The organism is Ruegeria sp. (assembly GCF_965243365.1).
GTDB lineage: Bacteria > Pseudomonadota > Alphaproteobacteria > Rhodobacterales > Rhodobacteraceae > Ruegeria.
The window spans coordinates 3,068,682-3,083,115 of the sequence record NZ_CBDEUW010000002.1; the positions used below are offsets into that span (position 1 = coordinate 3,068,682).

A 14,434-nucleotide genomic window follows, 5' to 3' on the forward strand; every position below is an offset into this window, starting at 1 on the left:
TGCAGCGTGCCACGGCCTGCGCCCATACGCGACGGCCTATGCCTGCCGAATGATATCACTGTGTAGTCCCCCGAAACCTGCCGGTAATTTTCGGGCGACCATAATGCAATTGCGGGGCGGGGAAAACTGCTATCTGGTCAACCGCGGCAGCGCGGGCTAGGTCTTGTGCAACGCATTTTTCAGGAGCACCTCATGAGCAGCCTTGTCCCCGTCCGTTTTCAACCCTTCGACCTTGATCTGATGGCTCAGGCCAAAGGGCGGGTCGCGATAATCGTGACCGAAGATGGCAAGATGGGGCCGGCGGTGCGACGGGCCAACCGGCTGACACGTGGTGCGGTTGCACGGTTGGTGGAAAGCGAGCGGTTTGAAAAGGTCAAAGAGGGTGAGGTAATCTCGCTGGCCTGGCCCGGCGGAATGGAGGCCGAGGCGCTGGATGTGTTGGTTCTTCCGCGCCGCCCGGATCAGGACGCGGCACGTAAGGCAGGGGCGAAGCTGGCCAAGCTGGCAGGGGGCAAGGCCGTGCTGGTCATGGCGGGCAATCAGGTCCGGACCGAGGATCTGACCCTTGGCATGGTCCTGCGCAGCTATGATTTCGATGTACATAAGACAAAGGATTCGGATCCGGCGGCTGAGATCATCATCGCCCATAACAAGCCGGAAGACGCCGAGGCCGCATTTGCCCCGCTATATGCCGTGGCCGATGGCGTGCGGATGACCCGTGATCTGACCAATGAGCCGGCCAATGTCCTGACCACCACAGAATTCGCCAACCGTCTGGACGAAATGAAGGCGCTTGGCCTTGAGGTCGAGGTGCTGGATGAAGACAAGCTGGCCGAACTGGGCATGCGGACGCTGCTGAGCGTGGGGCAGGGCTCGGACAGCCCGTCAAAAGTTGTGGTGATGCAGTGGAACGGCGGCGACGAGGATGATGCGCCACTGGCCTTGGTCGGTAAGGGTGTGGTGTTTGACACCGGTGGTATCTCGCTAAAACCTGCGGGCGGCATGGAAGACATGACCATGGACATGGGCGGCGCGGGTGTTGTCGCTGGTACCATGCGCGCGTTGGCCAAGCGCAAGGCCAAGGCCAATGTTGTGGGTTTGGTCGGGTTGGTTGAAAACATGCCCTCGGGCAATGCGACCCGCCCGGGCGATGTGGTCAAGTCGATGAAGGGCGACACGGTTGAGATCATCAACACCGATGCCGAGGGCCGATTGGTTCTGTGTGACGTGATGTGGTACGCGCAGGAACGGTTCAACCCGGTCGGTATGATCGATCTGGCAACCCTGACCGGCGCGATCATCATCGGGCTGGGGCACGAGAATGCCGGTGTCTTTTCAAACAATGACACCTTTTGCGACGCCTTCCTGAAATCTGCCAAAGCCGAGGATGAGTGCGCGTGGCGTCTGCCTTTGGGCAAGGCCTATGACGACCTGCTGAAATCCCGGATAGCGGACATGAAGAATGTGGGCGGACGGCCTGCGGGGTCGATCACCGCAGCGCAGTTCCTGCAGCGCTTCGTTAAAGAAGAAACACCCTGGATTCATCTGGACATTGCCGGTGTCGCCTCAGTCTCGTCCGAGACGTCATATGCGCCCAAAGGGGCAACGGGTTGGGGCGTTCGTGCGCTCAGCCGTTTTGTGCAGGACAATTTCGAGTAAACAATGGGCGCTGTCTATTTCTACCACCTGACCCAACGTCCGCTTGAGCATACTTTGCCGGTACTGCTGGACAAGGCGCGGCAGGCCGGGTGGCGGATTGCCGTGCGGGGCACTGATCCGGCACGGATGGACTGGCTTGATGGGAAGCTGTGGTTGGGGGCCGACGAAGGGTTCCTGCCACATGGTCGCGCTGGTGGGGCGCATGATGCAGATCAGCCGATATTATTGACCACAGACACCGCAGCGGGCAACGGCGCCACCTGCGTGATGGCGGTGGATGGCGCGGAGGTGGGGCCAGATGAGGTCAACGCGCTGGAGCGAGTCTGTATTCTGTTCAACGGCACAGATGACGCCGCGGTTCAGCATGCGCGCGGGCAATGGAAAGCCCTGACCGCTGCGGGGTGTTCGGCGCAGTATTGGTCCGAGGAATCGGGCAAGTGGGAGAAAAAGGCCGAAGCTTAATCGGCCAAGTTGTTTTCTGGAGATTTATTCATGGACAAAAAGCCTTTGGGCCGCACCGGGATCATGGTGACAGACATGTGCCTTGGGACAATGACCTTTGGCACTCAGACGTCAGAAAGAGATGCCCATCGGCAGATGGATATGGCATTGGCGGCAGGGCTGAATTTCGTTGACGCGGCCGAGATGTATCCGGTGAACCCGATCTCGAAAGAAACCGTGGGTTTGACCGAGGAAATCCTGGGCAATTGGAACGCTGCCAATGCTGCGCGGCGCGATCATTACGTTCTGGCGACCAAACATTCGGGCGAGGGGTTTGTGCACGCGCGCGGTGGCGCACCGATCTCACAGGAAACCATCCCCGAGGCGGTCGAGGGATCGCTGCGCCGGTTGCAGACGGATTACATCGATCTCTATCAGTTCCATTGGCCCAATCGCGGCAGCTATATGTTCCGCAAGAACTGGGACTATGCTCCAACGGGTGGCAACAAGGATGCGGTTCTTGACGAGATGCGGGGCTGTCTGGATGCGTTGCAGGCGCAGGTCGACAAGGGCAACATCCGCGCCTTTGGTCTGTCCAACGAAAGCGCCTGGGGCACTGCGCAATGGTTGCGACTGTCCGAAGAGATGGGCGGGCCGCGCGTGGCCTCGATCCAGAACGAGTATTCCTTGCTGTGCCGTTTGTTTGACACGGACCTGGCCGAGCTGTGCCTGTTTGAGGATGTGGGTCTGCTGGCGTTCTCGCCCCTGGCGGCAGGGTTTCTGACCGGAAAGTATCAAGGCGGTGCGGTTCCGGACGGATCGCGCATGTCGATTGTACCGGAAATGGGCGGACGCAGGACCGAAAGAGTGTTTGACGCGGTTGCGGCCTATCTGGATATCGCTGAACGTCATGGGTTGGACCCGGTTCATATGTCGCTGGCCTGGTGTCGCAGCCGGTCCTTCATGGGCTCGGTGATCTTTGGCGCGACAAGCACCGATCAATTGGACCATATTCTAGGCGGTTTGGATCTGGTGCTGCCGCCCGAGGTTCTGGCGGAGATTAACAGGGTCCACCGGGCGTATCCCATGCCCTACTAGGGGCAGGGGGCTCTGCCCCCGTCGCCTTTGGCGACTCCCCCGGGATATTTTTGGCCAGATGAAGGGGATCCGGTCAGTGGTGGGTCGGTAGCGTGCGGTCCTGACGCAGGTCGCGGGCAGAGAGTCCATGAGCCGTGCGAAAGGCGCGGGCGAAGCTGGATTGCGAGGTGAAGCCGGTGGCCAGCGCGACATCCATCAAAGGCATGTCGGTATCGGTGACAAGGCGGCGGGCCTCGGCCAGGCGCAGTTGCAGGTAGTGGTCTTGCGGCGTGGTGTTCAGGCGCAGGCGGAATTGCTGTTGCAGTGTGCGGGGGCTGGTTCCAAGGCGGTCGGCGATATACGCCAGAGGCAGCGGCTCATCCAGCGAGGACTCCATCAGCGAATTGGCTTTGGCTGTCAGGGCCGTGTGGCGATGGGGGGCGCCGGTGCGGCTTTGCGGTTTTGTTGGTTCGGACGCGCCGTCGTAGAGGAACAGGCCAGAGACGCGGGCGGCGAATCCGGCACCGTGGCGGGCGGCGATGATATGCAGCATCATGTCGACAGCCGGGATGGCTCCGCCGGATGTCATGCGGTTTTCCGAGATGGTGAACCGGTCGGGGCGGACGTCGATATCGGGGAAACGGGCAGCAAATGTTTCAAGGTCTTCCCAATGGGTTGTGGCAGCGTGGCCGTCCAGCAGGCCAGCCTCGGCCAGTAGCCATGGGCCTCCGTCAATTCCGGCCATGGTGGCTCCGGTTCCGGCGATACGGCGCAGGCCGGCGAGCAAGCTGGGGGTGGCGTGACGGGCCAGTTGGAAGCCAGCGACAACGATCATCAGGTCGCAATCCTGAAACCGCGCAAGCGGGATACCGGGCACCGACAGCGCACTGGTCAGCATTGCGGGTTCGGGCGTTGCGGTGACGTAATCCCAGTCAAACGCTGGGCGGTCTGCCAACCGATTGGCCGCGCGCATTGGATCTACAGCAGAGGCAAAGCAGAGCGTGTTGCAGTCGTCCAGCACCAGCACCGCCGTTTTCAGGGCGCGATGTTCGGGTTGCAGTATGTTTTTTGCGGATTTCATCAAGTCTGATTCGCATTCTGACAAGTATTTTCCCTAGGCTGCGTCAGAGTCGGGCGCGAACGCAAATCGATAACCGGGGAGAAGTCTGGGGAAACCTCTGGCAAAACCCGGTATAACTTGGGGAAAACACCATGCCTCTGGAAATGAATCGCGATGTTTTTATCACCTGCGCTGTCACCGGGTCGGGTGGAACGCAGGATCGCAGCCCGCATGTGCCGCGTTCGCCGCAAGCCATTGCCGACAGTGCGATTGCCGCGGCCAAGGCGGGGGCGGCGGTGGTGCACTGCCATGTGCGTGACCCAGAGACCGGCGCGCCAAGCCGTAGGCTGGACCTGTACCGTGAGGTAACGGACCGGATTCGCGAAGCCGAGGTGGATGTGGTTCTGAACCTGACGGCGGGAATGGGCGGGGATATGGTGTTCGGACCAACCGAGGCGCCCTTGCCATTGCGGGAGGACGGAACCGACATGATCGGAGCAGCCGCGCGGGTAGAGCATGTGGCCGAGTGTCTGCCCGAGATATGCACGTTGGATTGTGGCACAATGAACTTTGCCGAGGCCGATTATGTCATGACCAATACGCCGGGCATGTTGCAGGCGATGGGTCGGATGATGACTCATCTGGGCGTGAAGCCTGAGATCGAAGCCTTTGATACGGGTCATCTGTGGTACGCCAAGCAGTTGGTGAAGGACGGGGTATTGGATAGCCCGGCTCTGGTCCAGCTGTGTATGGGGGTTCCCTGGGGCGCGCCGGATGACTTGAACACGTTCATGGCGATGGTGAACAATGTGCCGGATGACTGGACGTTCAGTGCGTTTTCATTGGGCCGAAATCAGATGGCTTATGTGGCTGCTGCGGTGTTGGCGGGCGGTAATGTGCGCGTCGGGTTGGAGGATAACCTGTGGCTCGGCAAGGGTGTTCTGGCCGAAAACTGGCAATTGGTTGAGCGCGCGAGGACCATCATCGAGAATATGGGAGCTCGGGTGATTGGTCCGCAAGAGGTGCGTGAGAAGTTGGGGCTGGTGAAACGGGCGCCGGTGGCGCGGTGACGGCAAATTGGGCGGATTGGGGGCCAGCCCCCAAAACCCCCGGGATATTTTGGGCCAGATGAAGAGGCGGATCGTGGGCGAAGAGAAACAGGTAAAGACAGCGGCAATCATCGGTGGAGGCGTGATCGGCGGCGGCTGGGCCGCGCGGTTTCTGCTCAATGGTTGGAACGTGCGGGTCTTTGATCCGGACCCGGAGGCCGAGCGCAAGATTGGTGAGGTTCTGGGCAATGCGCGGCGGTCTTTGCCCGGGCTGAGTGATGTGCCTCTGCCGCCCGAAGGCGCGCTGACTTTCCATGAGGAGATGGCCGAGGCCGTTCAGGGTGCCGCGTGGATTCAGGAAAGCGTGCCAGAGCGGCTGGACCTGAAACTAAAGGTTTATAAAGGCTTGCAGGAAGTTTGTGATCCAGGCGCCATCATTGGGTCTTCGACCAGTGGCTTCAAACCGTCCGAGTTGCAGGACGGTGCTCTGCGACCCGAACAGATTGTGGTGACGCATCCGTTCAATCCGGTTTATCTGTTGCCGCTGGTGGAACTGGTGCCGTCGCAGGCCAATGCGCCCGAACTGGTTGACCGCGCCAAGACGCTGCTGATGTCGGTCGGGTTCTTTCCCCTACACGTCAGGAAGGAGATCGACGCACATATTGCCGACCGATTCCTCGAAGCCGTCTGGCGTGAGGCGCTATGGCTTGTGAAGGACGGTGTTGCCACCACCGAGGAGGTCGACGAGGCAATCCGAATGGGTTTTGGCATTCGCTGGGCGCAAATGGGTCTGTTCGAAACCTATCGCGTGGCCGGGGGCGAAGCCGGGATGCGGCACTTTATGGCGCAGTTTGGGCCCGCGTTGAAATGGCCCTGGACCAAGTTGATGGATGTGCCCCAGTTCACCGATGAACTGGTGGATATGATTGCCGACCAATCAGACGCGCAATCGGGTCAGTATTCGATCCGCGAGTTGGAGCGGATACGGGACAACAACCTTGTCGGCATGATGCGGGCGCTGAAGGCGCAGAACTACGGGGCAGGTGCGGTGCTGAACCAGCACGACGCCCTGCTGCGGCCCGGTGCCTTGCCGACGCTGGATCAGGCTGACCTAAGCCAACCGATCCTGACCCTGGCCCGTGCCGTGCCGCTGGATTGGACCGACTACAACGGCCATATGAATGAGGCGAAATACCTCGAAGCATTCGCGGCGGCCACGGATCGATTCATGGAGATCATTGGCTGTGACATGGAGTATATATCGTCCGGCGGGAGTTACTTCACCGCCGAAAATCACATCCGCTATGTGAATGAAGTTCACGCCGGTGAGAAGATCGAGGTGCGGACGCAGATGCTGTTGGGGCGGGGCAAAAAGCTGCATGTTTTCCACAGCATGTACGCGGGCGACATGTTGCTGGCGACCGCGGAGAGCTTTTTGCTGCATGTCAGCCTTGAAACCCGCCGCCCCAGTCCGCCATCGCCCGAGATCGAGGCGGCCATGGCGCGGATCGCAAAAGCTCAGGCCGGGCTGCCCTATCCCGAGGGTGCGGGTGCCGCCATCCGCAAGCCTGGTTGATCGCGCATTCGGTAAAACGGTAGAGGGCCAGCGATCCCTAAAACCCCTGTAGGGCTCGTTGATCAGCCTTGATTCGGGCCACGTATCTGACGGATGGTGCTGCGTACAGCCTGCCAGTTTTTGGCTTCCTGTGCGTTTCCGGCGGCCTCACATTCGCGCATCTTTTGAGCGGCTTCCGCCTCGGCCCGGTCTCCGTGGGCAGTGTAAAGAGCGCGTGCATATTCAGCGGTTTTGAGTGGATCCATTACGGTTGTCCTCCATCTCTGATGGTTCGCGCATTGTGACTATACAACAAGAGTCGCAAAATCACATATATGTATCGATTTGATACTCACCTGATCTTGGCGCGCAAGCTTTTCAGATGCTCGGGAAAATGGCGCGCGGTCATGTCGGCCTCGCGCACCAGCCGGTCGAAATGGCGGGTAAAGACTTCGATCCTGTCGCGGTCACGAAAGGCCATATAGTGGCTGCCAACGTAGAAGACGCATAGCAGCGGCCCAAAGATGGTGACCGGAGCGGAATAAAGCCGTTTCGCGTCAAACAGGTAGATTCTGAGTCTGGGATATAGTTGTTCGCATAGGTCCAGCAGATGGTCTATTTGCTGCAGCCGGACCGGTAGGGGCAGGCCTTCATAGTATCCCACGCCAAGCGCAAAGCTCTCGATCTCGTACAATGGCATTGCGATTTCGTAGTCTGATTGCGCGCTGCGCATCCAGGTCAAACGATCCTCAGAGGCACCTATGGCCTGATCGGCTGTGCGGCCCAAATGGGGGGCATATTCCCACTCCAGCACGGCGCGGGTTTTCAGCATATCGGGCAGGGTAGCCGGAACATAGCGGATCTTGTAGCCTGCGGCCTCCTGATGCCATTCAAAGATCCGGTTATCCACCAGCGCCCGGGGTGCTTCGGCCATCGTCAGCGAACTGGCCAGCAACTCGGCCGCGCTTTCAGGCCGGTCCGACAGGCTGAGCAGCCAGTCGGCGGAAACGCCAAGAACCGCCGCACAGCTACCTATCACATGTGCGTTCGGCAGGCGCGCACCGTCATCCGCAAGTAACTGGGACACAGTTGACCGGTCCACCCCGATATTCCGAGCCAGCGCGCTTTGACTGACATGCCGTTCTTCCATGGCGCGGGCGAGCCGCAGACGGAACCGAGCAGCACGATCACGTTTGTCGATTTTTTCATCCATATGTTGAATTATATCAACTTTGATTAATTTTGTTAATCATATTCAGAATTCCCAACAGGACACCTGTTAAGTAACGATTTTTAGACAACAAAAACAAATGGGGTCCGGAATGGAAACGCGACAACGATCTGTCGTGAAAGCAATCCTTTGGAATGCAATGGGGCTGGCGGTCATGGCGCTTGTGGGTCTGATCGCCACAGGCTCGGCTGCTTTTGGCGGTGCGCTGGCGGTTGTGAATACCGCAATCGGTTTGACGATGTATGTGGTTTACGAGCGAATCTGGGCCGGAATCTCGTGGGGGCGCAATGGCTGATCCTACGACACCCGAAGCCCCGGAATGGGGAACGTTTGCCCTGATCGTCGCGTGCTATGCGGCCTGGTTGACAGTTATATTCTGGCTGTCCAACTGGTCCATTTGGCTGTCTGTGCCCGCTATGGGAATGATCGCTGCGCTGCATTCTTCGCTAACGCACGAGACACTACATGGACATCCGTTCCACAGCAAATGGCTGAATGAGGCGCTAATGGCGCTGCCCCTGACCCTATTTATTCCGTTCAACAGGTTTCGGGACTTGCATCTGGCGCATCACCAGGATGCCAACCTGACTGACCCTTATGATGACCCGGAATCCAATTATCTGGACCCTGGGGTTTGGAATGGTCTGACTGGTTGGCAGAAGCGGCTTTTGGGCGTGAACAACACTTTGGTAGGGCGCATGGTTCTGGGGCCTGCAATCGGTCAGATCGTTTTTTTGCGTGATGAATGGCTTGGTGCGATGCGGGGCGATCAGGCGATCTGGCTCGCCTGGACGCTGCATATACCCGGGGTGATTACGGTTCTGTGGATCGTCTCTCAGTCAGCAATGCCGGTTTGGGCCTATGTGCTGTCTGCTTATGCAGGGCTGGGGCTGGTCAAGATCAGAACATTCCTTGAGCATCGTGCGCACGAGAAGTCCCGAGCCCGAACCGTCATTGTTGAAGACAGGGGTCCATTAGCTTTTCTATTTTTAAACAACAATTTGCACGTTGTTCATCACATGAATCCAAGCGCGCCCTGGTATCGTTTGCCAGCGCTTTATCGCGCCGGGAAAGAGCGGTATCTGGCCTGTAACGAAGCCTATGTTTACACGTCCTACGGTCAGGTTTTCCGTAAGTATTTCTGGCGCGCGAAAGACCCGGTGGCGCATCCGCTCTGGCCAAAGGGGTGATTTAACGACAGAAGGGAAGCCATGAGTTTGTGGATTCCCGTCACCATCGCCGCCGCGACATTTCAGACCGTGCGGTTCATGCTGCAGAAATCGCTAAGCAGTGTGAAGCTGTCGGCGGCGGGTGCGACCTTTGCACGGTTTGCGTATTCAATGCCTCTGGCGCTGCTGGGCCTGTTCGTCGCGTTGCGGTTGACGGGGTTTGAGCTGCCACCGTTGACAGCCCGGTTCTGGGTGTTTGCGGTGATCGGTGGTACCGCGCAGATTCTGGCGACGATCTGTGTGGTGGCCTTGTTCAAGCAGCGTAACTTTGCCGTCGGGATTACTTTCAAGAAAACCGAAGTTATTCAAACTGCTATTGTGGGGTTCCTCATCCTTGGGGATCAGGTTTCAACCGGTGCGTTGGGTGCCATTCTACTGGGGCTTATGGCGGTTCTGTTGTTGTCGAAAACCCCCGGCGGGGATGGGGTTTGGTGGCGTAACCTGACCAACAAAGCCTCACGCCTTGGGCTGGGGTCCGGGGTGCTGTTTGCCTTTTCCTCGGTCACTTATCGCGGGGCTTCGCTGGAGCTTGGGGATATTGACGCCTGGTTCCGGGCGCTGGTGACCTTGGCGGTGGTGGTGAGTTTCCAGTTCCTCAGCATGGGACTCTGGCTGCTGTGGCGCGACCGGGCCGAGCTGCGCGCGGTTTGGGAGACGCGGCGTACCGGAGTATTCGTCGGCCTTACCAGCCTCAGCGGTTCATTCTGCTGGTTCTTTGCATTTACGCTGCAAAACGCGGCCTATGTGAAGGCGTTGGGGCAGGTCGAGTTGATCCTCAGCCTGTTCGCGTCGATCCTGTTTTTCCGCGAAAGCATCACCCGGCGAGAGGTCGCCGGGATGGCCTTGCTGGGCCTGTCGATTCTGGCGCTGGTTCTGGCGATTTAAGACGCGTCGGCTTCGGCCAAAGCCGAAGTGCCCGTGCGCCTTTCCTCAAAGCTGAGCGCGATGAAGCTGGGCATGTGATCGCCCATGCCCACGACTGCCGGACCGCCATCATCGCGACGACCACGACCGCGGCTCTTGGGCTCACGATCTTTCTTGCCTTCGCTCTTTCTGCCTTCGGCCGGCTTGGCTTTCTTCTCGGGCTTCGGTTTCTCGGCCTTGGGTTCTTCTTTGACCGGGTTGTCGATGCGCGGAATGTCCTTCTGGATCAGCTTTTCAATCGCATCCAGAGCCTTTTCGTCGCGGCCCGAGCAGATGGTGACAGCCTTGCCCTCACGCCCTGCGCGGCCCGTACGGCCAATGCGGTGAACATAGTCCTCGGCATGGCCGGGCACGTCGAAGTTGAACACGTGGCTGACCGAGGGGATATCGAGGCCGCGCGCCGCCACGTCCGAGGCAACCAGCAGACGCAGTGATCCATCGCGGAATCCATCCAGCGTCTTCATCCGCTGCGACTGGTCCAGATCGCCGTGAATGGCGGCGGCGTTGTAGCCGTATTTCTTCAGCGATTTCGCGCAGATATCCACATCTGTCTTGCGGTTGCAGAAGATGATTGCGTTTGTACACTTCTCACCCTCAGCATCAATCAGCGCACGCAAGACTTTGCGCTTTCCGCTAGCCTCACGGTCACGGCGGCCACCCTTGAACATGACCACGCCCTGTTCGATCGTCTCGGACGCGGTGGCCTGACGGGCAACCTCGATCCGCGCAGGCGCAGACAGGAAGGTGTCGGTGATCCGTTCGATCTCGGAGGCCATGGTGGCCGAGAAGAACAGGGTCTGACGGGTGAATGGTGTCAGCGAGAAGATGCGTTCGATATCGGGGATAAAGCCCATATCCAGCATCCGGTCGGCCTCATCCACCACCATGATCTGAACGCCGGTCAGCAACAGCTTGCCGCGTTCGAAATGGTCCAGCAGGCGGCCCGGCGTGGCGATCAAAACGTCGACGCCACGGTCGATCAGCGCCTCTTGCTCCTTAAAGCTGACGCCGCCGATCAGCAGCGCCTTGGTCAATTTCAGGTGCTTGGAATAGGTGTCGAAATTCTCGGCCACCTGCGCGGCCAGTTCCCGCGTGGGGCACAGCACCAACGAGCGGGGCATGCGTGCACGCGCGCGGCCACGGGCCAGCAGCGTGATCATCGGCAGGGTAAAACTGGCGGTTTTGCCGGTGCCGGTTTGGGCGATGCCCAACACATCACGGCCTTCCAGCGCCGGTGGAATCGCGCCTTCCTGGATCGGAGTTGGGGTTTCGTATCCGGCTTCCTCAATAGCTTTGAGGACCTTCGGGTTCAGGTTCAGTTCGTTAAACTTTGTCATATATGTCCGGTTTTGCGGACACTTGACTTGGCCCGCACGTCTACATCATGCCGGGCCAGCCTGGCCATGCGCCCCATGCGCGTTTCGGCTGGGCGCGGACATAACAAAATCGTGGCACAGGGTCAAATGAAGTCCGCTTAATCTGGTGCCGAGTTGCCGCACCGGCGGTTTTCCGCAACAATTCAGAGACTTCCGGGGAAGTGTTTCGCGACCTTTCGGTCCAGATTCAAGGGCCTGTGGCGGATCATGTCATGATCTTTCAGGCGCTGCATCACCGCCGGGTGCACGGCGCTGATTTCATCAAAAAACGCACGAAGGCCTTCGGTGCCCAACTCTTCTTCAATCCAACTGAAAAGCTCGTTTTTGTTTAACCCCCCGCGTTCGCGCGGAACATTTGGGGCCATATCAGGCTTGTATGAACCCTTTGCCATGCGGAACCGGTAATGTGCGATCCAGTGCTCCCAATCCGGCGCATGTCTGTGGCAAAGCTCGATCTGCGGAAGCTCAGTCTTGCAGGGCAAAAGCTGGTTGTTTTGAAACACGTTGTGAATGCGGTCGCTGATATTTGGCATTCCGGTGCGCACGAACAGTTTGCCTTGGGTATGGCTCAGAAACCCGCCTTGCAGAAAGGGGCCATAGTTTGGGTAGATTTTTTCAACCAGAGAATAGCGTTTCGGGCCTTTTGGAATGTAGGCCTTGTAAAGGTCATCTCCGGCTGCCAGCGCCTCTATCGGGCGGATCCGTATAGCTGGGACATTCTCTGGAACAGCCTGCAAAAGGGCGCTAATCGAGGCAGTTGGCCATAGAAACTCATCCACGTCGATATGGGTCAACCAGTCCAGATCGGTGTGACGGTAGATATGTGTGGCATTCACAGATTGCCGTCTTTGATGCGTGTCCGGTCTCTGGAGGTTTCGGCGTTGCCAAAAGGCATCATTGCAGACGGACAGTTTGACTTGTGGGTGGTCTTTCAATGGCCGTTGCGCCGTTGAGTTGCGCTCATCCAGATGCAGGTAAAGCCGGGTTGCCCCAAGCTCCAGATGATGCGCGGCAAAGCGCAAGATGTCCCGGGCAGAGGCCCGGACTGTGGATACTACGCCCCAGGTTGGTTGATCCCCTGTCATCTGCTGCCTGTTGTCGCCGTTTCGGCCAACGTTAGGCCAGCCGCTGATCTAGGTCATCATCTCTTTGGTCGCAGTCAAGTTCAGCGCCGGATAATCGCGCACCACGCGGTCGATATCCCATTGCAGCCGCGTCAGATAGACGATGTCGCCATCATGATCATGGGCGATCTGCTGCTTGTTGGCGTTGACGAATTTCTCGACCTCGGCCTTCTCACCGCTGACCCAACGGGCCGAGGTGAACTGAGACGCCTCGAAGCGCACCGGCAGGCCGTATTCCATCTCGATCCGGCTGGCGAGCACTTCGAACTGCAGTGCGCCGACGACGCCCACGATAAAGCCGGAACCGATCGAGGGCTTGAACGCCTTGGCCGCCCCTTCTTCGGCAAATTGCATCAAGGCTTTTTCTAAATGTTTAGCCTTCATCGGATCGCCCGGGCGCACGGTTTGCAAAAGCTCTGGTGCGAAAGAGGGGATGCCTGTGACGCGGATCGCCTCACCTTCGGTCAATGTATCACCGATACGCAGCTGACCATGGTTTGGGATGCCGATGATATCGCCAGCCCATGCCTCTTCGGCCAGTTCCCGATCCGAGGCTAGAAACAGAACTGGATTCGAAATCGCCATCGGTTTCTTCGACCGCACATGGGTTAGCTTCATGCCGCGTTTGAAATGGCCCGAGGCCATGCGGACAAAGGCCACCCGGTCGCGGTGCTTGGGGTCCATGTTGGCCTGCACCTTGAAGACAAACCCGGCGACCTTCTTCTCATCCGGTGCAATCTGACGTGGCTCAGCCGATTGGATCTGCGGCTGCGGGCCATAGGCGCCGATACCTTCCATCAACTCCTTCACACCGAACGAGTTGATCGCTGAACCGAACCAGATCGGGGTCATGTGCCCTTCAAGTACCGCCTGCGGGTCCAGAGCGGGCAGAAGTTCGCGCGCCATCTCGACCTCTTCCAACAGCTTGTCCAGCAGATGCGCGGGCACGTGTTCGGCGAGTTTCGGGTCGTCCAGCCCGTCAATCTGAATGCTCTCGGCCACCTTGTTGCGGTCGGCGCGGTCCATCAGTTCCAGCCGGTCGCGCAGCATATCATAACAGCCGATGAAATCGCGACCAACACCGATGGGCCACGCGGCGGGCGTGACGTCGATGGCCAGCATTTCCTGAATTTCGTCAATGATTTCGAACGTATCGCGGCTTTCGCGGTCCATCTTGTTACAGAAGGTCAGGATTGGCAGATCTCGCAGGCGGCAGACCTCAAACAGTTTCTGCGTCTGGCTTTCCACACCTTTCGCGCCGTCGATCACCATCACTGCGGCGTCGACAGCGGTCAGCGTGCGATAGGTATCCTCGGAGAAATCCGAGTGGCCGGGGGTATCCACCAGATTGAACCGGAAATCCCCATAATCGAACGACATCGCCGAGGCCGAGACCGAGATACCCCGATCCTTCTCCATCTGCATGAAGTCCGAACGTGTCCGCCGCGCCTCACCCTTGGCGCGCACCTGACCGGCCATCTGGATGGCGCCACCATACAGCAGGAACTTTTCGGTCAGAGTCGTCTTACCCGCATCCGGGTGCGAGATGATAGCGAACGTCCGGCGTCGGGCGATCTCGGGCGGTAAAACGGGTTGGTTCGAGGCGGTATCAAGCATGAGCGCGCATATAGGTAAGCTGGTGGGGCGACGCAAGAAAATTAGAGGGGTGCGTGCCATTGGAATAGTCTGTAAGCCGGTATCGAAGCCTT

At 58.9% G+C, this 14,434-nt stretch carries 14 protein-coding genes; 8 read left to right on the plus strand and 6 right to left on the minus strand.

The genetic code is table 11. From position 1 onward, the window contains the following. Positions 1-192 precede the first annotated feature (192 nt). The 3 genes from ACP0GE_RS18945 to ACP0GE_RS18955 are packed head-to-tail and all read left to right on the plus strand — an operon-like array spanning position 193 to position 3,198. A complete protein-coding gene (locus tag ACP0GE_RS18945; RefSeq protein ID WP_424833455.1) occupies positions 193-1,659 on the plus strand; it encodes a leucyl aminopeptidase in 1,467 nt (488 codons plus the stop codon). A gap of 3 nt (positions 1,660-1,662) precedes the next feature. Then, complete coding sequence (locus tag ACP0GE_RS18950) at positions 1,663-2,121, plus strand: DNA polymerase III subunit chi (protein WP_424833456.1); 459 nt, start codon at positions 1,663-1,665, stop codon at positions 2,119-2,121. 30 nt (positions 2,122-2,151) lie between these two features. After that, positions 2,152-3,198, plus strand: a complete 1,047-nt coding sequence (locus ACP0GE_RS18955; RefSeq protein WP_424833457.1) for an aldo/keto reductase — start codon at positions 2,152-2,154, stop codon at positions 3,196-3,198. A gap of 73 nt (positions 3,199-3,271) precedes the next feature. Here the strand turns inward: ACP0GE_RS18955 and ACP0GE_RS18960 are convergent, their stop codons facing one another. Further along, positions 3,272-4,258, minus strand: a complete 987-nt coding sequence (locus ACP0GE_RS18960; RefSeq protein ID WP_424833458.1) for a GlxA family transcriptional regulator — start codon at positions 4,256-4,258, stop codon at positions 3,272-3,274. A gap of 131 nt (positions 4,259-4,389) precedes the next feature. On the opposite strand from ACP0GE_RS18960, the gene ACP0GE_RS18965 reads away from it, so the two are divergent. Both ACP0GE_RS18965 and ACP0GE_RS18970 read left to right on the plus strand, forming a co-directional pair. Then, positions 4,390-5,307 (plus strand): 3-keto-5-aminohexanoate cleavage protein, encoded by a 918-nt coding sequence (locus tag ACP0GE_RS18965; protein ID WP_424833459.1) that lies wholly within the window; start codon positions 4,390-4,392, stop codon positions 5,305-5,307. A gap of 73 nt (positions 5,308-5,380) precedes the next feature. Further along, on the plus strand, positions 5,381-6,862 hold the full coding sequence (locus ACP0GE_RS18970) for a carnitine 3-dehydrogenase (RefSeq protein WP_424833460.1): 1,482 nt from the start codon (positions 5,381-5,383) through the stop codon (positions 6,860-6,862). Positions 6,863-6,924: 62 nt separating this feature from the next. Here the strand turns inward: ACP0GE_RS18970 and ACP0GE_RS18975 are convergent, their stop codons facing one another. Both ACP0GE_RS18975 and ACP0GE_RS18980 read right to left on the minus strand, forming a co-directional pair. Beyond that, entirely contained in the window at positions 6,925-7,107 is a 183-nt protein-coding gene (locus tag ACP0GE_RS18975; protein WP_424833461.1) for a hypothetical protein, read from the minus strand. An 86-nt stretch (positions 7,108-7,193) separates the two neighbouring features. After that, a complete protein-coding gene (locus ACP0GE_RS18980; protein ID WP_424833462.1) occupies positions 7,194-8,054 on the minus strand; it encodes a helix-turn-helix domain-containing protein in 861 nt (286 codons plus the stop codon). Positions 8,055-8,163: 109 nt separating this feature from the next. Between ACP0GE_RS18980 and ACP0GE_RS18985 the strand changes: the two genes are divergently transcribed. From ACP0GE_RS18985 to ACP0GE_RS18995, 3 genes are read left to right on the plus strand one after another with little or no spacing between them, the layout of a single operon-like run. Next, complete coding sequence (locus tag ACP0GE_RS18985; RefSeq protein ID WP_424833463.1) at positions 8,164-8,367, plus strand: DUF2061 domain-containing protein; 204 nt, start codon at positions 8,164-8,166, stop codon at positions 8,365-8,367. After that, positions 8,360-9,262, plus strand: coding sequence for a fatty acid desaturase (locus tag ACP0GE_RS18990; protein ID WP_424833464.1), 903 nt, complete (start codon positions 8,360-8,362; stop codon positions 9,260-9,262). The genes ACP0GE_RS18985 and ACP0GE_RS18990 overlap by 8 nt, the downstream gene beginning before the upstream one ends. A 21-nt stretch (positions 9,263-9,283) precedes the next feature. Continuing rightward, positions 9,284-10,186, plus strand: coding sequence for an EamA family transporter (locus ACP0GE_RS18995; protein WP_424833465.1), 903 nt, complete (start codon positions 9,284-9,286; stop codon positions 10,184-10,186). On the opposite strand, the gene ACP0GE_RS19000 is transcribed toward ACP0GE_RS18995, so the two are convergent. The 3 genes from ACP0GE_RS19000 to ACP0GE_RS19010 form a co-directional block, all read right to left on the minus strand. After that, positions 10,183-11,562, minus strand: coding sequence for a DEAD/DEAH box helicase (locus tag ACP0GE_RS19000; RefSeq protein WP_424833466.1), 1,380 nt, complete (start codon positions 11,560-11,562; stop codon positions 10,183-10,185). The genes ACP0GE_RS18995 and ACP0GE_RS19000 overlap by 4 nt on opposite strands. Before the next feature lie 182 nt (positions 11,563-11,744). Continuing rightward, positions 11,745-12,686 carry a glycosyltransferase family 2 protein gene (locus tag ACP0GE_RS19005; protein ID WP_424833467.1) on the minus strand — a complete coding sequence of 314 codons (942 nt, stop codon included), beginning with the start codon at positions 12,684-12,686 and terminating at the stop codon, positions 11,745-11,747. A 48-nt stretch (positions 12,687-12,734) separates the two neighbouring features. Beyond that, positions 12,735-14,342 (minus strand): peptide chain release factor 3, encoded by a 1,608-nt coding sequence (locus ACP0GE_RS19010; protein ID WP_424833468.1) that lies wholly within the window; start codon positions 14,340-14,342, stop codon positions 12,735-12,737. Positions 14,343-14,434: the final 92 nt, after the last annotated feature.

Bases quoted from the DNA above. Each gene is read 5' to 3' on its own strand.
- ACP0GE_RS19005 (WP_424833467.1), bottom strand. From the start codon at position 12,686: ATGACAGGGGATCAACCAACCTGGGGCGTAGTATCCACAGTCCGGGCC.
- ACP0GE_RS18965 (WP_424833459.1), top strand. From the start codon at position 4,390: ATGCCTCTGGAAATGAATCGCGATGTTTTTATCACCTGCGCTGTCACC.
- ACP0GE_RS18995 (WP_424833465.1), top strand. From the start codon at position 9,284: ATGAGTTTGTGGATTCCCGTCACCATCGCCGCCGCGACATTTCAGACC.
- ACP0GE_RS18950 (WP_424833456.1), top strand. From the start codon at position 1,663: ATGGGCGCTGTCTATTTCTACCACCTGACCCAACGTCCGCTTGAGCAT.
- ACP0GE_RS18975 (WP_424833461.1), bottom strand. From the start codon at position 7,107: ATGGATCCACTCAAAACCGCTGAATATGCACGCGCTCTTTACACTGCC.
- ACP0GE_RS18955 (WP_424833457.1), top strand. From the start codon at position 2,152: ATGGACAAAAAGCCTTTGGGCCGCACCGGGATCATGGTGACAGACATG.
- ACP0GE_RS18945 (WP_424833455.1), top strand. From the start codon at position 193: ATGAGCAGCCTTGTCCCCGTCCGTTTTCAACCCTTCGACCTTGATCTG.
- ACP0GE_RS18980 (WP_424833462.1), bottom strand. From the start codon at position 8,054: ATGGATGAAAAAATCGACAAACGTGATCGTGCTGCTCGGTTCCGTCTG.
- ACP0GE_RS18960 (WP_424833458.1), bottom strand. From the start codon at position 4,258: ATGAAATCCGCAAAAAACATACTGCAACCCGAACATCGCGCCCTGAAA.
- ACP0GE_RS18990 (WP_424833464.1), top strand. From the start codon at position 8,360: ATGGCTGATCCTACGACACCCGAAGCCCCGGAATGGGGAACGTTTGCC.
- ACP0GE_RS18985 (WP_424833463.1), top strand. From the start codon at position 8,164: ATGGAAACGCGACAACGATCTGTCGTGAAAGCAATCCTTTGGAATGCA.
- ACP0GE_RS19010 (WP_424833468.1), bottom strand. From the start codon at position 14,342: ATGCTTGATACCGCCTCGAACCAACCCGTTTTACCGCCCGAGATCGCC.
- ACP0GE_RS19000 (WP_424833466.1), bottom strand. From the start codon at position 11,562: ATGACAAAGTTTAACGAACTGAACCTGAACCCGAAGGTCCTCAAAGCT.